Source organism: Nonomuraea sp. NPDC005730 (assembly GCF_040630865.1).
GTDB lineage: Bacteria > Actinomycetota > Actinomycetes > Streptosporangiales > Streptosporangiaceae > Nonomuraea.
On sequence record NZ_JBEXYK010000014.1, the window covers coordinates 144,323 to 165,286 of the forward strand.

At 70.1% G+C, this 20,964-nt stretch carries 21 protein-coding genes; 11 read left to right on the forward strand and 10 right to left on the reverse strand.

The features are described 5' to 3' along the window. The first annotated feature begins 4 nt into the window (after positions 1-4). From ABZ444_RS19560 to ABZ444_RS19575, 4 genes are read left to right on the forward strand one after another with little or no spacing between them, the layout of a single operon-like run. On the forward strand, positions 5-1,231 hold the full coding sequence (locus ABZ444_RS19560) for a protein O-GlcNAcase (RefSeq protein WP_357998484.1): 1,227 nt from the start codon (positions 5-7) through the stop codon (positions 1,229-1,231). Next, positions 1,225-2,463, forward strand: a complete 1,239-nt coding sequence (locus tag ABZ444_RS19565; RefSeq protein ID WP_357998487.1) for an extracellular solute-binding protein — start codon at positions 1,225-1,227, stop codon at positions 2,461-2,463. The genes ABZ444_RS19560 and ABZ444_RS19565 overlap by 7 nt, the downstream gene beginning before the upstream one ends. Further along, positions 2,460-3,317 carry a sugar ABC transporter permease gene (locus ABZ444_RS19570; protein ID WP_357998490.1) on the forward strand — a complete coding sequence of 286 codons (858 nt, stop codon included), beginning with the start codon at positions 2,460-2,462 and terminating at the stop codon, positions 3,315-3,317. Before ABZ444_RS19565 ends, ABZ444_RS19570 begins: the two co-directional genes overlap by 4 nt. Further along, positions 3,314-4,120, forward strand: coding sequence for a carbohydrate ABC transporter permease (locus tag ABZ444_RS19575; protein WP_357998493.1), 807 nt, complete (start codon positions 3,314-3,316; stop codon positions 4,118-4,120). Before ABZ444_RS19570 ends, ABZ444_RS19575 begins: the two co-directional genes overlap by 4 nt. An 18-nt stretch (positions 4,121-4,138) precedes the next feature. Here the strand turns inward: ABZ444_RS19575 and ABZ444_RS19580 are convergent, their stop codons facing one another. Both ABZ444_RS19580 and ABZ444_RS19585 read right to left on the reverse strand, forming a co-directional pair. Beyond that, positions 4,139-4,795 carry a TetR/AcrR family transcriptional regulator gene (locus ABZ444_RS19580; RefSeq protein ID WP_357998496.1) on the reverse strand — a complete coding sequence of 219 codons (657 nt, stop codon included), beginning with the start codon at positions 4,793-4,795 and terminating at the stop codon, positions 4,139-4,141. An 84-nt stretch (positions 4,796-4,879) separates the two neighbouring features. Continuing rightward, the gene (locus ABZ444_RS19585) at positions 4,880-5,680 is read right to left on the reverse strand and encodes an acetylxylan esterase (RefSeq protein WP_357998499.1); all 801 of its coding nucleotides are present in this window, start codon (positions 5,678-5,680) and stop codon (positions 4,880-4,882) included. Between the two features lie 114 nt (positions 5,681-5,794). On the opposite strand from ABZ444_RS19585, the gene ABZ444_RS19590 reads away from it, so the two are divergent. After that, complete coding sequence (locus ABZ444_RS19590; protein WP_357998502.1) at positions 5,795-6,916, forward strand: helix-turn-helix domain-containing protein; 1,122 nt, start codon at positions 5,795-5,797, stop codon at positions 6,914-6,916. Here the strand turns inward: ABZ444_RS19590 and ABZ444_RS19595 are convergent. Continuing rightward, positions 6,888-8,282 carry a carboxylesterase family protein gene (locus ABZ444_RS19595; RefSeq protein ID WP_357998505.1) on the reverse strand — a complete coding sequence of 465 codons (1,395 nt, stop codon included), beginning with the start codon at positions 8,280-8,282 and terminating at the stop codon, positions 6,888-6,890. The two genes, ABZ444_RS19590 and ABZ444_RS19595, sit on opposite strands and share 29 nt — an antisense overlap. A 154-nt stretch (positions 8,283-8,436) precedes the next feature. On the opposite strand from ABZ444_RS19595, the gene ABZ444_RS19600 reads away from it, so the two are divergent. From ABZ444_RS19600 to ABZ444_RS19620, 5 genes are all read left to right on the forward strand, one after another. Next, entirely contained in the window at positions 8,437-8,970 is a 534-nt protein-coding gene (locus ABZ444_RS19600) for an RNA polymerase sigma factor (RefSeq protein ID WP_357998508.1), read from the forward strand. After that, the gene (locus ABZ444_RS19605) at positions 8,970-9,896 is read left to right on the forward strand and encodes a CU044_5270 family protein (protein WP_357998511.1); all 927 of its coding nucleotides are present in this window, start codon (positions 8,970-8,972) and stop codon (positions 9,894-9,896) included. Before ABZ444_RS19600 ends, ABZ444_RS19605 begins: the two co-directional genes overlap by 1 nt. Positions 9,897-10,035: 139 nt before the next feature. Further along, entirely contained in the window at positions 10,036-10,878 is an 843-nt protein-coding gene (locus tag ABZ444_RS19610; protein ID WP_357998514.1) for an acyl carrier protein, read from the forward strand. Positions 10,879-10,990: 112 nt separating this feature from the next. Continuing rightward, the gene (locus tag ABZ444_RS19615) at positions 10,991-11,341 is read left to right on the forward strand and encodes an alpha/beta hydrolase (protein ID WP_357998517.1); all 351 of its coding nucleotides are present in this window, start codon (positions 10,991-10,993) and stop codon (positions 11,339-11,341) included. A gap of 8 nt (positions 11,342-11,349) precedes the next feature. Further along, positions 11,350-11,958, forward strand: coding sequence for a TetR/AcrR family transcriptional regulator (locus ABZ444_RS19620; protein ID WP_357998520.1), 609 nt, complete (start codon positions 11,350-11,352; stop codon positions 11,956-11,958). A 98-nt stretch (positions 11,959-12,056) separates the two neighbouring features. Here the strand turns inward: ABZ444_RS19620 and ABZ444_RS19625 are convergent, their stop codons facing one another. Next, complete coding sequence (locus tag ABZ444_RS19625) at positions 12,057-12,404, reverse strand: helix-turn-helix domain-containing protein (protein ID WP_357998523.1); 348 nt, start codon at positions 12,402-12,404, stop codon at positions 12,057-12,059. Between the two features lie 72 nt (positions 12,405-12,476). Here ABZ444_RS19625 and ABZ444_RS19630 point away from each other — a divergent pair, with 72 nt between their 5' ends. Beyond that, the gene (locus ABZ444_RS19630) at positions 12,477-13,085 is read left to right on the forward strand and encodes an NAD(P)H-binding protein (protein ID WP_357998526.1); all 609 of its coding nucleotides are present in this window, start codon (positions 12,477-12,479) and stop codon (positions 13,083-13,085) included. A gap of 604 nt (positions 13,086-13,689) precedes the next feature. On the opposite strand, the gene ABZ444_RS19635 is transcribed toward ABZ444_RS19630, so the two are convergent. The 6 genes from ABZ444_RS19635 to ABZ444_RS19660 form a co-directional block, all read right to left on the reverse strand. Further along, a complete protein-coding gene (locus ABZ444_RS19635) occupies positions 13,690-15,288 on the reverse strand; it encodes a histidine kinase (RefSeq protein WP_357998529.1) in 1,599 nt (532 codons plus the stop codon). Between the two features lie 280 nt (positions 15,289-15,568). Then, positions 15,569-16,072, reverse strand: a complete 504-nt coding sequence (locus ABZ444_RS19640) for a recombinase family protein (RefSeq protein ID WP_357998532.1) — start codon at positions 16,070-16,072, stop codon at positions 15,569-15,571. A 261-nt stretch (positions 16,073-16,333) separates the two neighbouring features. Then, complete coding sequence (locus ABZ444_RS19645; RefSeq protein WP_357998535.1) at positions 16,334-16,981, reverse strand: response regulator transcription factor; 648 nt, start codon at positions 16,979-16,981, stop codon at positions 16,334-16,336. After that, positions 16,972-18,159 (reverse strand): histidine kinase, encoded by a 1,188-nt coding sequence (locus tag ABZ444_RS19650; RefSeq protein WP_357998538.1) that lies wholly within the window; start codon positions 18,157-18,159, stop codon positions 16,972-16,974. Before ABZ444_RS19650 ends, ABZ444_RS19645 begins: the two co-directional genes overlap by 10 nt. Beyond that, positions 18,159-18,908: a hypothetical protein gene (locus tag ABZ444_RS19655; protein ID WP_357998541.1), complete on the reverse strand. Its 750-nt coding sequence runs from the start codon at positions 18,906-18,908 to the stop codon at positions 18,159-18,161. Before ABZ444_RS19655 ends, ABZ444_RS19650 begins: the two co-directional genes overlap by 1 nt. 568 nt (positions 18,909-19,476) lie before the next feature. Continuing rightward, positions 19,477-20,511 carry a DUF418 domain-containing protein gene (locus ABZ444_RS19660; protein WP_357998544.1) on the reverse strand — a complete coding sequence of 345 codons (1,035 nt, stop codon included), beginning with the start codon at positions 20,509-20,511 and terminating at the stop codon, positions 19,477-19,479. Positions 20,512-20,964: the final 453 nt, after the last annotated feature.

Below are 20,964 nucleotides of genomic sequence, written 5' to 3' on the forward strand. Positions count from 1 at the left end.
CTTCATGAAGTCAGCAGGCTTTGCGGTCCGCGGGGTCATCGAAGGGTTCTACGGCCGTCCATGGAGTCACGAGCAGCGGCTCGACCTGCTCGGCTTCCTCGGCGCCCGGGGCATGAACACCTACGTCCACGCCCCCAAGGCCGACCGGCCGTCGTGGCGGGAGGCCGACGTGGAGAGGCTGGGCGAGCTGGCCACGCGCGGCAGGCAGGCGGGGGTGGACGTCATCCACTGTCTCTCGCCCGGCCTGTCCCTGCGATACTCCGACGCCGACGACGTCCAGGCGTTGTGCGTGGCGTTCGAGCGGGCCATGGAGGCCGGGGCCGCCGGCGTGGGACTGCTGCTCGACGACATCCCCCTGCGGTTGCGGCACCCGCGGGACGCCGCCGCCTTCGACGACCTCGCCACCGCGCAGGTCGCGCTCATCGAGGCCGTCTTCGCGCGCACCGGACGGCTGATCGTCTGCCCCACCGTCTACTGCGGCACCGGCGACGACCCGTACGTACGGGCCCTCGGCCTGATCGACGCCCGGATCGACCTGTTCTGGACCGGCCGGAGCATCTGCTCGGCCACCATCGACCTGGCCGACGCCGCCGCCGTCACCCGCACGCTGAACCGGGCCCCGCTCTACTGGGACAACTACCCGGTCAACGACGTCGCGATGGGCCACGAGCTGCACATCGGCCCGTACCGGGGCCGGGACCGGCACCTGTACCGGTTCGCGACCGGTGTCGTGGCCAACGGCATGGAGCTCTACGAGTCATCGAAGATCGCCTTCGCCACGGTCGCCGACTACCTGCGCGATCCGGAGGGCTACGACCCGGAGGAGAGCTGGCAGCGGGCCCTGGCCGACGTCGTCGGAGATGGCGCGGATCTGGCCGCCTACCGGCTCTTCGCCGACAACGTGCGTGGCTCCTGCCTGGAACCGTACGACGCGCCCAGGCTCACGGGGGTGCTGGAGCAGTGGGCGTTCGAGCGCGAGTCCGGCGACGCCGCGGCGGCCGACCGGCTGCTGGCCGAACACGCGCGGGAGCTGCTGGCCGCGGCCGAGCACCTGCTGCGCGGGCCGGTGCGGCGCCGCGCGCTGGTGGCGGAGGCCCGGCCCTGGCTGGAGGAGTTCGAGCGGGGCGCGCTGGCGCTGCTGGCCACCGCTCGTCAGAACGTACGACCGCACCCCCGTCGCCCCGCACCCAAGCGGGTGTTCGGCGACTGTCTCGAGGAGTTCTCATGGTGAACAGGACGGCCGGGGCGCTCGCCCTGATGCTGCTGGTGTCGGCCTGCGGTGGCGGCGGGCAGAGCGCGGCCACCGACAAAGTGTTACGGATCGCGATGAGCTCCCCTGGCGAGGAGCAGATCAAGGTGTGGAAGGACGTCGCGGCCCAGTACGAGAAGGCACACCCGGGCGCCAAGGTCGAGCTCAACTTCCAGGAGGACGACCTCTACCAGACCATCGGCCTGCAGAACCTGCTCAACGGCCGGCAGGCGCCCGACGTCTACTTCGAGTGGGCGGGCGACCGGCTGCGCACCCGGGTCAAGGACGGCTTCGCCGCCGACATCTCCTCCCAAGTCACCACAGGGCCTCTCAAGGGCCTCATCCCGGACGAGGCGTACAAGCGCACCACGGTCGACGGCAAGACGGTCATGGTGCCGTTCGCGGCCGATGTCACCAACGTCCTCTGGTACAACACCAAGATCCTGGCCGACGCCGGCGTGCGGCCGCCCAGGACGTTCGAGGAGCTGCTCACGGCCTGCGACACGCTCAACGCCAAGGGCGTCACCCCGATCGCCTCGGGCAACAAGGACCTGTGGGCCGCCGGCAACTGGCTGTCCCACCTGGTCTCCCGGGTCGTCGGCGAGCAGTCCTACCAGGACGTGCTGTCGGGCAAGTCCCCCATGACCGACCCCGCCTGGGAACGCGCGCTCGGCCACGTCGCCCAGCTGCACGACCACAAGTGCGTCAACAGCAGCGCCAACGCCGCCAACGACAACGAGGGCGCGCAGCTGTTCTTCCAGGGCAAGGCCGCCATGCACCCGATCGGGGCGTGGCTGGTCAGCTGGGCCCTGGACGAGGCCCCGAAGCTGGACTTCGACTACGTCAACCTGCCGGCGATGACCGGCGGCGCCGGCGACCAGGACAGCGTGATCGGCGTCGTCACCGGCTACGTGATCAACGCCAGGAGCAAGAAGGTCAAGGAGTCGGCCGAGTTCCTGGCGCTGCTGAACTCCCCCGCCAACGCCGCCGCGTTCGTCAAGGCGGGCACGGTGCCCCAGGCCAGGGCGGAGGGCGCCGGGCAGATCGACGCGCGCACCACCCGGCTCAACGACCTGCTGGCCGACGCCAGAACCGTGGTCTCCCCGCCGGACACCGGCTATGACCTCAAGCGCGCCGACGCGCTCTACCGCGCGCTGGCCGCGGTGCTCGGCGGGGTGAAGTCTCCCAAGGAAGCGCTGGCCGTCGCGGGATGAGACGCAAGCTCACGCCGTACCTGTTCGCCGCCCCGGCGCTGCTGGTGTTCGGCTTCGCGGTGCTGGTGCCCGCGCTGGCGACCGGGGCGTTCAGCCTGACAGAGTGGACCGGTTTCGGGCCGATGGAGTTCGTCGGCCTCGACAATTTCCTCAGAGCAGCCCAGGACACGATTTTTCTGGATTCGTTCGTCCATGTCGGCATCTACATTCTGGTGACCATCGTCCTGGAGGTCGCCGTGGGCCTCGTCCTCGCCGGGCTGCTGGTCACCCGGCGCGGCGGGGCGCCCTGGTTCCGCGTCGCCCTGTTCACCCCGGTCATGTTGCCGATGGTGGTCGTGGCGGTGCTCTGGGCGTTCGTCTACAACGCCGACTTCGGCCTGGTCAACGCGCTGCTGGAGCTCGTCGGCGTGCCGGGCGGGGTCTGGCTGGGCGACGAGAGCACGGCGCTGCTCGCCGTCTGCGTCGTCTCCGGCTGGGTGTACGCCGGCTTCTACATGGCGATCTTCTACGCCGCCTTCGCCCAGATCCCGTCGGACGTGATCGAGGCCGCCCGCCTCGACGGCGCCGGTGAGCCGGCCATCTTCCGCCGGATCAAGGTGCCGATGATCAGGGACGCGGTCGAGGTCTGCCTGCTGCTCTGCGTCACGGGCGGCTTCCAGACCTTCGACCTGTTCTACGTCATGACGGGCGGCGGGCCGTACAACGCGACGGAGATCCCCACCACCTACCTGACCCGGGTGGTCTTCCGCGACGGCGAGGTCGGCTACGGCTCTGCCATGGCGGTGCTGATGACCGCGGCCGTCGTGCTCATCGGGCTGGCCTTCATGCGCCTGCGCAGGAGGTCGGCCCGATGAGAAGGCTCTCGACCGCGCTGCTGGCCGTGGTGTCGGCGGCGTTCTTCCTGCCGCTGCTGTGGATGGTGGCCTCCAGCTTCAAGTCCAACGCGCAGATCTTCGCCGACCCGTTCGCCCTGCCCGAGGCGCTGGACTTCGGCCGCTGGGCCGAGGCATGGGAGGTCGGCGGCATCGGCGGGTACGCGCTCAACAGCGTGATCGTGACGTCGGTGTCGGTGTTGCTGATCCTGGCGCTGTCGTCGGCGGCGGCGTTCGCGTTCAGCCGCTTCGACTTCCGCGGGCGCGGGCTGCTCATGGGCCTGCTGGCGCTCGGGCTGCTGCTGCCGCTGCAGTCGTACTTCATCGCCCAGAGCACGATGTTCACCGAGCTGGCGCTGAGCGACACCCGATGGGCGCTGATCATCCCGTACACGGCCATGGGGCTGCCGCTGGCCACGTACCTGATCAAGGTCTACCTGGACGCGCTGCCACCGGAGCTGTTCGAGGCCGCGCACATCGACGGCGCCTCCGACCTGCGGGTCTACCTGCTGATCGCGCTGCCGCTGCTGCGGCCGGGACTGGCGACCGTGGCGGTGTTCTCGGCGCTGTCCTGCTGGAACGAGTTCCTGCTGGCCCTGCTCTACATCCAGGACGACTCGCTCAAGACGATCCCGACCGGCCTGCTGGCCTTCTCCAGCCGCTACGTGACCGACTACGGCCTGCTGTTCTCGGCCCTGTCGATCATCACCCTGCCGATGATCGCGGTCTACGTGGTGTTCAACCGTCAGGTGGTGAGCGGCATCACGGCGGGCAGCCTCAAGTGAGCCCGGCGCCGTTCGCTGTCAGGAGCTCTCCCCGGTGATGCGCAACGCGAAGTCCGCGTAGGTGTCCGCAACTTCGTCCGGTTCGTACGGCAGGGCGGAGTCGTACCAGTTCGCCACGCGCATCCCCATCCCGCTGATCGCGGTCACCGCGAGAAAGGCGTCGGGCACGGCGAAGACGCCCGCGGCGATGCCCTCGTCGATGATGTCGATGAGCAGTTGCCGGCCGGCCGCGCGCAGTATGAGCGCGGGGCCGGCCAGCTCGGGAGACAGGGCGTGCAGCTCGTTGTCGGCCACGACGGCCAGCATGGGGAACTCCGCGTGCGCCAGGACGTGGGCGCGGACCACCCGGCGCAGGCGCGACGCGGGATCCGCCGGGCCCGCCGCGGCCGCCTCGGTCAGCCGCCGGTGGTGCTCCTCGTGACCGATGCGCACCAGCTCCGCCAGGACCTTCTCCTTGGTGGGGTAATGCGAGTAGAGCGTCGCCGAGCGGATCTCGCAGGCCACCGCGAGGTCGCGGATGGAGGTGCCGTAGAAGCCCCGCTCGGCGAAGAGCTGCAGCGCCTCGCGCAGGATCCGGCCGGAGGTGCCCCGGAGCAGGATGTGCTCGGGCAGCCGGATGTCGGAGGCGGCGATCCGGCGCTGGGTCGCCAGAGCCGCCGATCGGTCGTCAGTCACGCGCCCATTCTGCCAAGACGCCGCTCCGGCCGGTCTCCTCGCACGTCAGGACGCCGACGTGGCCACGGCCGGAGGGCCCTTCGGTCACCGCGGCACGAGCGCGTTGCGGCGCACGTCCGACCAGGTGCCGCGGTCCAGGCAGATGCCGCAGTCCGGGCCGTGGAACAGGGCCCGCGCCTCGGGGTCGTCCATGAGCTGGAAGCGCCACCAGGCGGTGGTGGGCGCGGCGAACGGCCCGGGGTCGCCGACGACGGTGAAGTGGTCGGCGCCGCGCACCTCGCCGTAGATCGCCGGGATGTGGTCCGCGTCGTCGTAGAAGGACCTGACCAGCCAGGGCCGGACGATGGAGTCGTTCTGGCCGGCCATGAGGAAGGCTGGCCCGTGCACGCCGTCGATGTCGGCCAGCGGGCCCGGCTGGATGGGCAGGACGGTGTCCACCCGGGCGTCGGCGCCGACGACGATGGCCGCCGCGCCGCCCTGGGAGTGCCCGGAGGCGCCGATGCGGGTCAGGTCGACCTTGCCGTGGAAGGGGCTCGACGGGTCGGCGTCGCGGCGGGCGAGCGCGTCGATCCCGGCACGCATGGAGACGCCGAGGTTCGACATCGGGGTGTTGGCGGCCGAGACGATGAAGCCGTGGCTGGCCCACTGCAGCAGCAGGTCGCGGTAGACGAGCGGGGCCCCGCCCGTGCCGTTGCCCCACACGATCACCGGGTGGCGGCGGTCGCTGCTCGCGATGTCGCGCGGGTAGTAGAGGGTGTTGACCACGCCGACCTCCACGGCGGTCGCGTAGGGGCCGGGCGCGCCCCAGTCCGTGGTCGCGGCGTGGGCGGGAGCCGTGCCGAGTGCGTACACGACAAGCAGGGCGATGAGCAGGCGTCGGAACAAGGCGGCCTCCTGACTGGGGGGTTTGCACGAATCCTGTACACGACGGAGGCCGCCGTCTCTCCGCATTCGGGCCAAGAATTGACGCGCCGGTTTGGGCAATGTGACGATCACGGGATGTCCGACCTGCACAGCCGGATGCAGCCGAGGGTGCGCGGGCTCACCGCCGCGGTGATCGCCCGGTGCGCCGCCGAAGTGCCGTTCTACCGGGAGTTGCCGCCCGAGACGCTGCACGGCGAGGTGGCCCACTCGGTCTCGGCCGTCCTGACGATCCTGCTGCGGACGCTCGGTCGCCCCGACGCCATGGGCCCGGCCGACCTCACCCGCGTCATCGAGTGGTCCGCCCGCCGCGCCGAGGACCACCTGCCGCTGGACGCGGCGGTGACCGCCTACCTCATCGGCGCCGAGGTCTGGTGGCAGGCGCTGACCGAGGTGGCCGCGCCGGAGGAACTGGCCTCGGCCGGCCGGCGGATGCTCGGCTGCCTGCGCACGGCGATGCCCGCCGTCGCCCTGGCGCACCAGCAGGCCCAGGAGGACATCAGGAGCGAGGACAAACGGGTGCGACGCGCGCTGATCGGCGCGTTGCTGAGCGGCCACCCGTACGAGAGCCTGGCCGGGGCGGCGGGGGTCGAGGTGGGCCAGGAGCACGAGGTTCTGCTCCTCGACCTGGGGCAGCCCGCGCCGCCGGCCCGGCTCGTGCAGTCGGCGCTGGACGCGCACACCGGGACGCTGGTCCTGATGGACCACGTCGAAGGAGTCGCGCTGCTGCCCGGTGGACACGCCCTGGACGCGCTCCCGGGCAGGCTGGCCAAGGCCGTGGGACGGCCCGTGCTGGCCGCCGCGGCCCGCGCCGGGGCGCCCGCGGCGATCCCCGACGCGGCGCGGGAGGCCCGCGAGGTGCTGGACCTGGTGCGCAGGCTCGACCGGCCGCCCGGCCTCTACCGCCTGGACGACGTGCTGCTCGAACACCAGCTCGCCCGTCCGGGCGCGGGGCTGGCCCGGCTGGCCGCCAAGCTCGCGCCACTCGACGGCCATCCCCACCTGCTGGAGACGCTGCGGGCCTTCGTCGACCGCGGCCACAACCGCCGCCGGACCGCGCTCGACCTGCACATCCACCGCAACACGCTGGACTACCGGCTGCGCCGGGTGAGCGTGCTGACCGGGCTCGACCTCGCCGAACCCGCGCAGGCGCGGCTGCTGGCGGCGGCGATCACCGCGCGCGAGCTGACCAGACCCTGAGCTCCTCGTCGCGCGGCGCGTGCACGACGCCCGAGCCCGGCGAGTCGAAGATCATGACGGGCCGGGAGGAGTCCCACGGCTGCCAGCCCGGATCGCCGGTCGCGGCGAAGGCGACCCAGGCCCGGTGCATGGTGTCGGCCAGTTCCTGCGGAGGCTCCTCGCCGGCCAGCTCGCGGGAGTGCCGCAGGTTGTCGAAGACGAAGCCCATCTCCAGGGCGTGACAGGCGCGCAGGTCCATGACCTTCGACCGCCACGCGAACTCGTAGACGTGGGCCCGCTCCACGCTGTCGGCCAGGCGGTTGACCGGAGCGCGCAGGAGCAGGTCGGTGGCCATCTCGCCGAGCAGCTCACCGGGCGTGGCGCCGGGGCGGGCGGACCGGTAGAGCCGCAGGGCCCGTCCCGGGACGCGCAGCTTCAGCAGGGCCAGGCGGAGCATGAGCCGGCCGACCCGGTCCACGGCTCCGCTCGGGACGAACCAGAGCCGGTACTCCTCCCGGTTGGCGCCGATGAGCAGGGCGGCCTCGACCGGACCGGCGTCCGGCTCGGTCACGATGTGGAAGCCGGGCCCGCCGCTGATCGGGTCCGCCTTGCCGACCACCTCGCTCTGGACGTCGAGCAGCCGCTCCCGGTCGATCGCGGCGAACGCCTCGGCCGTGGCCGGCACCTTCAGCCGGGCCGCCATCAGCTGCGCCGTCCGGGCGGCCTCGGCCCGCGTGACGGTGTGCGGCGGACCGCTCTGCATGATCGCCCGGCGGAACAGGCCCCTGGCGCGCGGGCTGGTGAGCAGCGCGCCGATGCTGATGGCGCCCGCCGACTCGCCGAAGACGGTGACGTTGCCGGGGTCGCCGCCGAAGGCCGCGATGTTGTCGCGCACCCATTCCAGCGCGGCGATCTGGTCGAGCAGGCCGCGGTTGTCCGGCGCGTCGGGGAAGACGCCGAAGCCCTCGACGCCGAGCCGGTAGTTGATCGAGACCAGGACGACGCCGTCCCTGGCGAAGGCGTGGCCGTCGTACAGGGGCAGGCTGGACGAGCCGTTGCGCAGGGAGCCGCCGTGGATCCACACCATCACGGGACGCGCGCCGCCGTCCGCGCCGGGGGTCCACACGTTCAGGTTGAGGCACTCGTCGCCGGGGATCTGCTCCTCGGGGATGAGCCGGTCGAGCGGCGGCCGGTAGGGCCGTTTGGGGGCGGTCGGGCCGAACTCCGCCGCGTCCCGGACGCCGTCCCAGCACTCGACGGGCGCGGGGGCGCGGAAGCGGTGGGCGCCGAACGGCGGCGCCGCATAGGGGATGCCCCGGAAGACCTGGATCCCGTCGTGGAGTCGGCCGCGCACCTTGCCGTGCCGGGTGGCCGCGATGATGTCCATGCGCCGGATCCTACCGATCGATCGGTCGGGAGCCGAGAGGTCGGACCGGAGGAGCCTGCCGCGGGCCCGCCGGGGCCGGCAAACTCGCGTGGAAGGGTGGGCGGCGACCGGGCAATCAGTAGTGTCCGACATCCCCGGTGAGAGAGACCCATGCATGACCACGTCCCTCGACGGAGCGGTCGCCGATCCCGAGCGATTCTCCGCCCTCTTCGACGCCCACTACGAGGAGATCCGCAGCTACATCGGCCGCCGCCTCGACCTCGACGTCGCCGAGGACCTCGCCGCCGAGACCTTCCTGATCGCCTTCCGCCGGCGTGACGGATTCGACGCCGCCAAAGGCGGCATCAGACCTTGGCTGTACGGCATCGCCACCAAGCTCATCGGCCGGCACCGGCGTGCCGAGCTCCGGCGATACCGGGCGCTGGCCAGGTCGGGGCCGCCTGCCGACGAGGACAACCACGACCAGCGGGTGGTCGATCGGGTCGCGGCGCGGGTGACCGTACAGCAACTGTCGGCCGCGCTGGCCGGGCTGTCGCGCGGTGAGCGCGACGTGGTGCTGCTCGTCGCCTACGGCGAGCTGACCTACGACGAGGTGGCGGCGGCGCTCGGCATCGCCTACGGCACCGTCGCCTCCCGGCTGAGCCGGGCCAGGACCAAACTTCGTGACGCGTTGGGAGTTGAGGTGTGATGAGGGAATTCCAGCTCATCGACGAGGTGATGCCGCAGGTGCCGCCCGCCGACCACGCCACGATGACGGCCGCCCGCGCCCGGATGACAGGCGCCGCCCGGCGGCGTCCCCGGCCGGTCTGGCCCAGGGTGATGCTCGCCGCGGTGGCGGTCAGCGCGGTGATGGCCGGGGGTTTCGTGGCGGTGCCCCTCCTGGGCGGGACGGGCGTCCAGACCGTGGCGATCCCGGAAGCGGACGCGGTGCTCGACGCGGCGGCCGACCGGCTGGCCGCCCAGCCGCCGGGAACCGGTGCGTGGTGGCGACGCGAGATGACGCAGGTGCTGCGGACGAAGATCGCGGCCTACACCGTCGAGCAGCGGGTCAGAGACGTGCTGTGGGCGAACCGGGACCTCGGATATCGGACACAGCGCGGACCCGTCTCCGCCAAGCCGCTCACGCCCGCCGACGAACAGGCGTGGAAGGCTGCGGGCTCGCCCGACCTGTGCGACGGCTGCCTGTCCGGAAAGACCTACTTCACCCCGCTGAAGTTGACGAGAAAGCCGGTGACGGAGCTGCCCACCGAACCCCAGGCGCTCAAGGCCGAGATGCTGCGGGCCAACGACGAGGACGCCCCGGAGGCCTGGTTGTGGGGAGCGGGCAAATGGCTGCTCCTCGACGTCGAGAGCACACCGGCCACCAGAGCCGCGCTCTACCGCGTGCTCGCCGGGCTGCCGGGGGTGCGGGTGGAGAACGACGTCACCGACATCGACGGCCGTACGGGGGTCGCGCTGACCTACGGCGAGGCGCTCACCCGTCAGCAGATCATCATCGATCGGGGCAGCGGGCAGCTGCTCGCCGTCCAGGAGGCCGACGGGTCCTCGGCGTACGTGATCGAACGGCTGGGCTGGACCGACGACCCGGCGCCCAAGGAGTCGACCTTCTCCTGACGTGATAGGCGGGTAGGGGCCCAGCAGCAGCTGGGCGGCCCGCTCGCCCATCCACGAGTTCCGCACGGGCGGCGGCCTGGGGCATGGTGTTCCATCAGCTTGCCCTCCGGAGACCAACTGCTGCCACATAATCGGTGTCATGGATCCCGCGTGGATAGCAGTGGTCGGAACCGCGATCGGAGCCACAGGTGCTACAGGCGCAGCACTGATCGCGGGATGGGCCGCCCGACGGCAGGCCAACGTGCAGAGCGTCAGCCAACGAGCACAGTGGCGCCGTCAAACGAGACGAGACGCCTACAGCGCCTTCCTGGACGCCGGAGTACAGGCGCGCGATGAGCTGATGGTCGTGTGGCGCCTGCTCCGGGAGGCCGATCCCGATGTGCCGAGGATTGCTGAACAGATGGCGAGTGTCGAGCCTCACATCAACGCGGTGAAGCGAGCGAGCGCAACGGTCTTCGTGGAGGGCCCGCAAGCCATTCTGGAGCCGACTCGCCGCACGGAGGAGAACATCACGCTGTTTCGCACCCTTCTTCGCAGGACGCTGACGGACCTGCGTGAGGGGCGGGACGTCAAGGAGTACCTCTCCTTGTGCGACCGGCAGGATCACCAGGTCCGCGACCTGCTCGACCGCTTCGCCGCGTTCGCGCGCGCGGTGCTCGACGAGGTCGAACCCGACTGGAACCTGCTCAGTATCGTCGAGGTGTCCGACGTCAACGAGGAGTTGCAATGGCTGAAGAAGGCCATGAGCGAGCAGCTCGAAAGAGACGAGAGTGACATTGACGTCAAGGGGAGGCTGACGGGCCAGGGCTACGATTCGCTCGCCGTCTTCGTCCTGTTCAGTCGAATCCAGGCACAACGGGGAGTGGCTCCGGACGGTGGCTGGCCGATCTCCTCGCTTTTCGACAAGTCTGTCGAAGAAATCGCCGGCTATATAGCGGCACAACGCAACCATGCCAACTCCAGGAGTTTGCCAAGGAGTTGACAGCGCGCTTCGGCCACCTTCCCCAGCAGGCTTGTGAAGCCGACATCCAGGAGCCCGAACCGCCCCCCAGCGCTCCGGTCCTGTCGTGGCGACGGTCGCGCTCTTGTGTCCGGTGCCACCCCGGGCGGTGGGCCTGACCGGGCTGGTCAGGCTGGCGCGGGCGGGCGGGTGGTCCTTCCGCCGGCACGTACTCATCCCCTCCCCCTACACCGACGAGCAGATCCGCGAGGTGGCCGTGCCCGTGCAGGTGCTGCTGGGCGCCCGCAGCGCGCTGCACGACGCGCAGGCGGTGGCCGCGCGGCTGGCCGACATCGCGCCGTCCTGGCGCGTGGAGATCGTGCCCGGCACCGGCCATTCGCTGCCCATCGAAGCTCCGGACCTGGCCGTCGAGCGGATCCTCAGCTTTCCCGCCCAGGGGCGTCCCGGGACCGCGGCACCGAACCACAACAGGAACAGCAGGTAGGAAAGGGCATGCCCCGGCAGGTCGATCACGACGAGCGGCGGCGCCAGTTGACCGAGGCGCTGCTGCGCATCGCCGGCACCCGCGGCCTGCAGGCCGTGTCGATGCGCGAGGTCGCCGCCGAGGCCGGGGTCTCCCTGCGTGTCGTCCAGTACTCCTTCACGAACAAGCGGGCCCTGATCGAGTCCGGCCTCACCGAGCTGGGCGCCCGCATGGACCGCCGGGTCAGGCAGCGGGCCGCCGCCGTCACGGGCGAGCTGACACCACGAGACGTCTTCGCCGCCGTCCTCGACGCGGCCCTCCCCTGCGACGAGCAGAGCCGCCTGGACTCCATGGCCTGGACCGCCTACTACACCGCCGCCCTCACCGACCCGGTGCTCGCCGCGGTCGGGGTCACCCTGCCCAACGCGTTGGAGAACCTCCTCACCGTACGGCTGACCGCCGCGCAGCAGGCCGGGGACATCGCCCCCGATCGTGACCCGCGTACCGAGGTCGCCGGCCTGCTGGCCCTCGCCACCGGCCTGACCCAAAGGGTCCTGAGCGGGCAGCGCAGCCGCGAGTCCGCCGCCGAGATCATCGACTACCACCTGGACCGGCTGTTCAGGCCCGCATCGGCTTGACCCAGCAGGGCCTCCGCCCGTTGGCGGCCGAGACCATGTCCTGGTGCCACGCCGAGCACGATCCCGCAGCTCGCCGTATGTGGGAAGCGCCCGTCGTGTCACCGCGGGGCGTCTCCGGAGTGTTCCAGGTCGAAGGCGACCGCTCGGACCGCGTCCACGATCGGCAGCAGCTTCTCGCCGAACGGGGTCAGGGCGTAGACGGTCGACTGTCTGCCGCGTGACTCGACGGTCCGGCTGACGATGCCGGCCTCTTCCAGCTTCTTGAGCCGGTTGGTCAGCGTCACCGCGTTCACCCGTGGGATAGCCCGCTGCAGCTCGTTGAACCGCATCTCCGACTTCTGCAGCGTCATCACGACAGCAAGCGTCCACAGATCGCCGATGACGGACAGGATCTGCATGCACCGCGCCACCTGTGGATCGCTCACTTGCTCCATGTTGACAGCCATCCTCGACCACTATAATTTCTTTACCACTAAAGATTATATAGCACTTTGCGCTCGAACAGGCAGGAGAACACCTTGAGGATCACAGTGTTCGGGGCCACCGGCCGGACGGGGCACTTGCTGGTACGCCAGGCCCTCGACGCCGGCCACACCGTCACCGCCTACGCCCGCAACCCCCAACGGCTCACCATCGAGCACCCGAACCTGGCAGTCGTGGCCGGACAACTCGACGACGACGCGGCCGTTCTCGCCGCCGTCCAGGACGCCGACGGGGTGATCGAAGGGGTCGGCGCGGTCAGCGACGGCACCCGCCGCATCGTCGCAGCGATCGGCAAGAGTGCCGTCCGGCGGCTCGTGGTCGTCTCCACATGCAGCGTCGCGGACCCGCAGGACCGCCCCGACGCCAGGTTCAAGGCCCTCGTCCAGTTCGTCAAGACCGCCGCACCCACGGCCTACCAGGAGGTACGCCGCGCGGCCGAGATCGTACGCGCATCCGACGTGGACTGGACGCTGGTCCGCGTGGCCAAGCTCAACAACAAGAACGCAACCGGCAAGATCAAGGTCGGCCACTACGGACACGGCATCGTCGGACTGTCCATCACCCGTGCCGACATGGCCACCTTCCTGCTTGATCAGGTCGCGGACCTCACGTACCTGCGCCAGGCGCCCGCCATCAGCAACTGATGAGCGACGCCGGCAGCGCGCTCTTCCTCGGCACCGCATCGTGACCCGCCCCTTCCAGCGGCGGGCAGGTCCGGCTTCCTGCCGACAGGATGCGCCGCCACGGGGCTACCGATCTCTACGCTCATGAAGGTGACGGCCGATCGGCTGCCGTACGGGGCCACGCGCCGCCAGCCGGAGGGCGTGCCTACGTCTGCGGCGCCCGCGCCTCTGAAGTCAGCGGTCTTTGCGTGGAGCATCTCGACCTGCGCTTGGACGACGAACACGTCCGCATCCACGGCAAGAGCGGCAGCGTGCGCACCGTCCTGCTGGACGACCGCGGCTACGTCACACTGCTCAAGCCGCACATCCAACGACAACCCGCCCCGAGACCCCGCGTGCGCGCGGTCGACCGGCCGGGAAAGTCGGAAAACCGGAACCACCGCCCGCTCGTAGCTTCAGGGGGGCTGGGGGTGCTCGACGGTTCTGGTGGTTGGATGCTGAGGGCGTCCAAGGCCGGTAGGGACGGTCCCGGCCACCCTTACTGGGTCAGCACCGGGGCAGGTGCGCGTGCCGGTGGTCGCCGTCGACCGCCTGGCCGTGCTCGAGCAGCCGGGCGGCGAGGATCTCAACCGGTGGGCAGCAGGACGGTCAGCAGCCAGCCGCCGTCCTCGTCCGGGCCGGCGGTGAGGGTGCCGCCGAGCGCGTGGGCACGTTCGCGCATGCCCCGCAGCCCTTGCCCGGAGGAGGGCAAGCTGAGCAGGGCGGCGGGTGGGGGGCCGTTGCGCACCTGGATGGCCAGCCCGCCGGGGGCCGCGGTGAGGCTCACCCGCACCCAGGTGCCCGTCCCCGCGTGTTTGAGGACGTTGGTGAGCCCCTCCTGGACGATCCTGGCAGCCGAGGCGCGGGCCATCAGAGGCGCCCGCGCCACTTCGGGGCCGATGTCGAGCTCGACGAGCAGCCCCGCCGCGCTCATGCGTTCGGCCGATTGGCGCATCACGGTGGCCGGGTCGGCCAGCAGGTCGGGCTGCTTGTCGGGGTCACGCAGCAGATCGAGCAGGCCGCGGAGGTCTTCGAGCACCTGGTGGCCGGTGTCGCGGATGTCGGTGAGCGCCTGGCCGGAGGGCCCGCCGGGGTCGGCGTAGCGGGCGGCGCCGGCCCGCAGGACCATGGCGCCGACGTGGTGGGCGACGATGTCGTGCATCTCGCGGGCGATGCTCTCGCGCTCGGCCAGCTGGTCGGCGCGCACCTGAGCCAGCGCGCGCCGTTGCGACTCGCGACGGCGCAGCCGTTCCGACTGGCTCGCGGCCTGCCGGGCCTGCAGGTAGCGGCCGCTCGCCACGGGGGCCATGACGAGCGTCATCAGCGCCAGGACGCGCGTCGGCTGCCTCTCGGCGGCGGGCCCGGCGTCGGCCATCGCGGCGGTGAAGGCGGCGACGGCGAGAACGGCGACGAGGTAGACGACGAACGTCCAGAGGCAGGAGGCCACGCGCATGGCGAACACGCCCACGGCGACGAGAACGAGCATGACACAGGTGCCCGTCGCCTCCTCGAAGTACTGGTCGGCCAGCAGCATGAGGATGGCCTGAAGGACGAACACCAGCCCCGGCAGCCGCCGCGCGACGCCCAGGGACAGGCCCGCGAGCACCACCACCGATGCGGTGACCCAGACCGGCCCGCCGGCGGCGTCCCAGTCCGTCCAGGTGTTCAGGACGGTCAGGGTGAGCCCGCCGCCGGCCAGCAGCACGTCCGGAGCGACGTCGCGCTCGGGAAGGCGTCCGGCCGGGCCGCGCAGGTAGAGGCCGATCAGGACGGGCACCACGACGGCTCCGGCGCAGTACCACCAGGCGTTGGCCGTGAGGGGGTGGCCGGGATCGGCCAGGTTGACCGCGGTGGCCACACCCACGACCAGGGCCGAGCAGGACACGGTGAGCGGCCGCGTCCTGTGGGCGACGACTCCGAGGGCCGCCATGAGCAGGATCTGCACGGTGTTGACGGTGAACGCGCCGAGCTGGTCGGTGAGGACGAGCAGCCCCGCCAGGTAGCCCGTCACCGCCACCGGCCACCGCCGCAGGAACCCCATGGGAGCCCCGGCCAGCACCGAGAAGGCGCCGCAGATCACCACGGGCGCTGACGCGGTCCCCCAGGTATGCCACGTGGTTAGGACGTCGAAGCCGATGGCGGCCGTCACCAGCAGGACATCCAGCGCCTTGCCACGCCATCGCATGCGTCAACGGTATCCAGACACGCCTCGGGGGTTGATACTCCTGTAGGAGGAGACCCCCCTCCTCCTACTGGCCGGGCGAGCCGGTGCCGGCCGAACGCCCGGCTGGGCTCTGCGTACTCATGTACGAGAGCACCATGGGGGGTCAGAAGGTCGCACCGTGGCAGGCGCTTCGTACGCCATAAAAGAGGGCTGGAACGCGTCGCTCGGCCTGGGCCAACTGGAGGCATATAAGGCTCGATGGATGCTCATCAAATACCACAACACCAAGAAAAAAGACTGGTCAAAAGCGGGCGAGGATGGCGGCGCGTTTGTCGTCGTCGACCACGGGTCGGCGGCCTCCGACCCGGCCGCGGCGGCGGGCCGCCTCCAGGCCGTTCTTGGTCTTGCGGACGATGTCGCGGCGCCGGTCCTCCGACAGGGCCAGGGCCAGGTCGAGGATCAGGGAGCGCTCGGTGTGCTCGCCGGCCGCGATGCCCTCCAGCACCTTGACCGCGATGCCGCGTTGGAACAGGTAGTTGAGGACGATGAGCCCTTCCAGGAGGTTGCGGCCGAGCCGGTCGACCTCCTGGACGGTCAGCATGTCCCCGTGGCGGATGCAGGACAGCGCGTCCAGCAGGACGGGCCGGTCGTCGGTGGCGAGCTTGCCGCTGATCTTCTCCTCCAACACCTTCAGGCAGATCGGGTCGAGGGCGTCGTGCTGACGTTGGGTCTTCTGCTTGTCGGTGCTGACCCGGACCAAGCCGATGAGCGCCACGGAGGCCGCCTTCCGTTCATCAAACGCCACGCGCGAAGAATATGAACAAGAGCAAGGATCGGTTGAAAATGAACGGCAAAATGAACGCCCGAACCGGACACTGCGGACCGAGGCCCTCCTCCGGCGAGGCATCCGGCGCGCGTTCGTCAAACGGTCGTTTATGGGAAACTTCTTTCAAACCATGGTCCCGGGGAAGACCGCCTCAAGGGTGATCTGGTCCAGTTCCGGGTCACGGCCCCAGTGCTGTCTCCGAGGACACCAGAGCTGCGAATCGTCCATGCAGCTTCGAGGTCAGCGCGAGCGGAGAAAGGTCAGCGCGGCGAGCACTCTGCGGTGGTCGTCGGCGTCCGGGCCAAGGTTCAGCTTGGTGTATACGCCGGTGACGTGCTTGGCCACGGCGGCCTCTGACACGTACAGGCGCTGGGCGATCGCACTGTTCGACCGACCCTCGGCAACCAGCGCGAGCACCTCGCGTTCGCGTGGCGAGAGCGCGTCCAGCGGATCGTGCGCGCGATGGTGGACCAGCAGCTGGTGGACCACGTCAGGATCGATGACCGTGCCCCCGGCGGCGACCTCACGTACCGCCTCCACGAACTGGCTGATCGCGCCGATCCGGTCCTTGAGCAGGTAACCGACGCCGCGCGTGCCGGCCTCCAGCAGTTCCCCGGCCGCTGCCGCCTCGACGAACTGCGACAGGACGAGGATGCCGAGCCGGGGATGCTCGCCACGCAGCTGAATGGCGGCCCGCAGCCCCTCGTCGTGGAAGCTCGGCGGCATGCGGACGTCCACCACGACGACGTCGGGCAGGTCTCGGGCGATGACGCGCAGCAGCTCGTCGGCGCTGCCCACGGCGGCGACCACCTCGCAGCCGAACCGGGTGAAGATGCCGGTCAGCCCCTCCCGCAGGAGCACCGAATCCTCGGCGATCATCAACCGCATGGCAGCTCCACCCGGATCGCCGTGGGCCCTCCCTGCGGGCTGCTGAGCAACAGGGTTCCCTCGAGCACACCGATCCGATCGGCCAGCCCGGTGAGCCCGCTCCCCTTCGCGGCGTCGGCTCCGCCGATGCCGTCGTCGTGCATGTCGAGGGCGAGAAGATGATCCGACAGTTTCGCTTTGATCGCGATGTTCTGTGCCTTGCTGTGTTTGATCGCGTTGGTGAGGGTTTCCGAGATGCAGAAGTAGGCCGCCGCCTCCACGCCCGCAGGCGGACGGCGGGGTAGGTCGAGGTCCAGGGTCACCGGGATGGGGCAGTGCCGGGCCAGGTCGGTGACGGCGACCCCGAGCCCCCGGTCGGTGAGCGCGGAGGGATGGATGCCTCTGATGACGCGGCGCAACTCGTCCAGCGCGGTCTGCGTGTGGTCGTAGGCCAGGCTGATGGCTTTCGCCGTACGTTCCGGGTCTTCCCGTACGTCCAGCTGAGCGAGACCGAGTTGCATGAGCACGGCGGTGAGCTGGTGCTGAGTGCCGTCGTGCAGATCCCGTTCGATGCGCCGCCGCTCGGCTTCGAAGGCGTCCACCAACCGGGCCCGCGACCGGGTCAACTCGATCATCCGCTCCTCGAGGGGCGCGGCGAGCAGACCCCGCGTCAGCGCCCCCTGCGCCGCGGCCACCACCGTGAACAGGTACGCGCAACCGGCCAGCCCGACCAGCACCACGACGACGGCCAACAACACCACCAGCGGTGAGGCGCCAGACGGGAGAGCCGAGGCGTAGGAAAAGACGGTCAACGCCGCCAAAGAGATGACGAGGCCGTTGACCGCAGGCAGGATCGTCGCCCACAGCAGCGCGTAGCCGATCTCGCGCCTGGCCGTCGGGTTCGCGAAGGAGATCGGCGTTCTCGGCTTCGGCGTAGGCACCGCCGCCGGGTCGATCAGCCTCAGCCGCCAGCGCTCGAGGGAGGCGATCGGTCCACTCAGCATGACGGCGACGATCAACAACGTGATCATCGCGATCAGCATTGCGGTCTGCCGTCCGAAGGCGGCCACCACGGCCACCGCAACGCCGCCGGGCAGACTGGTCAGCAGGTAGGCGAGCGCCCGCCAGGGCCATGGCGACCCGAGGAACCGCAGCGGGTTCCCCGTGATCGCCTGCCAGAGGGAGGTGACGTTCTTCATCAGCCCTTGATCGTCCGAGTGACCTTGCCTTTGGCGTTCAGGAACTGGATCTGGGGGTTGCCGTCCTGATCGACCCGCATCACGATACGCGGCGTGCCCTTGCCGTCGGCGAGCGTCACGGCCGACGACTTGTCGGGGTTCTTGCCGATGAAGACCCTCTGCGGGCTCGGGTACTTTTTCCGGTACGCGGCCATCGCCTGGTCCCGCGCCGGACCAGGGGGCATCTGCTCGATCTTCTTGTACTCCTCGTAGGACTCCGGAAGGGGCGCCTCGGGCCGGTCATTGACCGCCAGGCCGACGCCTCGGACGCCGACTTGTTCCATGTACCGGAGAACGAGGGTCTGGTCCTGCTTGTACTGGTCGAAGGAGAGCTGCCCGACCGCCCACGGCTTTCCGTCGTTGACACCGTTGTCGGTGCCCAGGCCGCCGGACTCGTCTCCCTCGCCGTTGTACAGGGTCATACCCGGCCGCGTGCCGGCGTTGCCCAGATCGACGCCGTTCACGACCACGCCCGGCGACCTTTCCTTGTTACTCAAGACCATGCGCGGCTTGCCGTCCGGCTCCACCACGTTGATCCGCTGGACCTCGATCTCGTCGAACTTGGCCTTACCGCCGTCCTGTGCGACGGCTTCCCCACTGTTGGCCACGACCACCGCCGTGGCGACCGCGGTGGCCACTGCGGTGATCAGGCAAACCTGCATCCGCCGAAGTTGCCGCTTGACCTTCAAGATTTCCAGTGACGCATCCATGCCTTCATGATCTTTGCTGCCTTGATGGTTGACGATAGGGCTGCTTACCGATCAGGGGTAGAGATCCTTCTACCTCGGTAACTTTCATGGGTGGTTCTTCAAGGCCGACCGGTCCACCATGCTCGCCCTGGCCGCCGCGTTGAGGTTCAAGGCGACCTCCGCCGACCGCAGCGTGCTGGAGGTTCTGGAGCACGCCCTCACCTACTGGGGCAAGACCAGAGATCTCATCCCCGCTCACGGCGCGAATGGCCGCCGCCTGGATCCGGGGTTCGCCTCGGCCAACTGGCTGCGCGCGATCCGGGACCGCAAGCATCCGGGCATGCTGGTCAAACGACACTTTGAGGCGATGGTGTTCGCCTACCTGGCCGAGGAGTTACGCACCGGGGACATCGCGGTAACCGGGGCGGCGGAGTACGGCGACCGGAGCTCGTACCTGCTGACCTTCGATCAGTGCCGGCCCCTGCTGGCGGCCTACTGCACCGAGGCGGGCCTGCCGGCGAGCGCCGGCCGAGCTGAAGGAGCGCCCGGCCAGCCCCACACACAGGGCGGGGGCTGCCGGCCGTGTAGATCAACGGGACAGTCGACGCAGGGCGATCTCGCAGGGCCCCCGGTGGCCGACCCGGCGCATCCAGTCGGCCAGCACGATCGACAGCAGCCAGACCGCCACGCCGATGGCGTGTGCGGCGGCGCCGCCCATGGCATCGGCCAGGTCCAGCGTGAAGGGATAGAACAGGGCGTAGAACACGACGGACTGGAAGAGGTAGAAGCTCAGCGAGCGCTGGCCGAGCGCCACCAGCGCGGTCGTGAGGCGGCCGCGGTTGCCGCCGATCTTGACGGCGATCAGCCCCATGGCGGCGGCCAGTCCGATGCCGCCGGCGTATCCGGCGATCGTGTGCGCGATCGCCGGCAGCCAGGTCGAGTCGGTCGTCCACGCCCCGGTCGAGATCAGCGCCATCGGGAGCCTGCCGACAACGGCCAGGGCGAGGAAGGAGACGGTGACGCGGCGGAGCAAGACCACGTGCAGCTCGGGGTCGTCGATGATCCGGCGCCGGGCGGCCCAGATGCCGATGGCGACGCCGGGCACCACGAGCAGGACCATTCCCGGTGCTTTCGCCGGCCACATCACCAGGTGGAAGAGCAGCTGACTGGCGAAGTCGTCCTTCATCAGCGGCGGCAGCGACTCCGGGTGGCCGCCGGCCGCCGCGGCGTGCGCCCGGACGGTCGTCCATGCCACGATGGCCGTCGCGGGGACAAAGGAGATCGCTGCGGTCCAGAGCAGGACCGAGTCACGGGCGCGGATCATGGGCGCCATGATCAGTAACGCCATGCCGTACGTCGCGACGATGTCGATCGGCACCAGCAGCGTCGCGTGCAGGAACCCGATGACGAGCAGCCAGAACCCCCGGCGGCGCAGCAGCTTGCGGACCGAGGGCCAATCGCTGCCCTGAGCGAACTGGCTGCCGGCCAGCTGGCCCAGCCCGTAGCCGAACAGGAACACGAACATCGTGCGCGCCAGGTTGTCGGCGACCAAGACCTTGAGGAACTGGCTGACGGTGTTGAGCGCCGATGGGCCGAGGTCGGCGTGGCTGACAAAGGTCGGCACATGCGCTAGCGCGATCAACAACAGCATGACGCCGCGCGCCAGGTCGGGGGCAAGCGCGCGGACCCGTGTCGGAGGCGGCGCCTGCACGCTTCCCGAAGGGACGGTAGACATGGATCACTCCTGGAAGAAGGGAGAAGAGGAGAAGGGAGAGAGGATTCTGGGCATGACGCCATGCCCCCGCGATGGGCCTGCCACGGGAGGGCAAGGGGTGACGACCCTGCCATCAGGTCAGCACCAGACGTTGGTGTGGCAGATGTTGGTGTTATGTGCGAAGTCGGGGGAACGGGCCGGCCTGTCCGGCGTGCCCGTCGAGCCGGCCGGACGGGGTGAGTTGGGTTACGCCGCGCCGGCTAGGTCTTGTTTCATAAGGCGTTGAGCCACTGGTTGATCGCGGCGATGACGATGACGGCTTCGTAGCGGACTGCGAGTTTGTCGTAGCGGGTTGCCATGCCG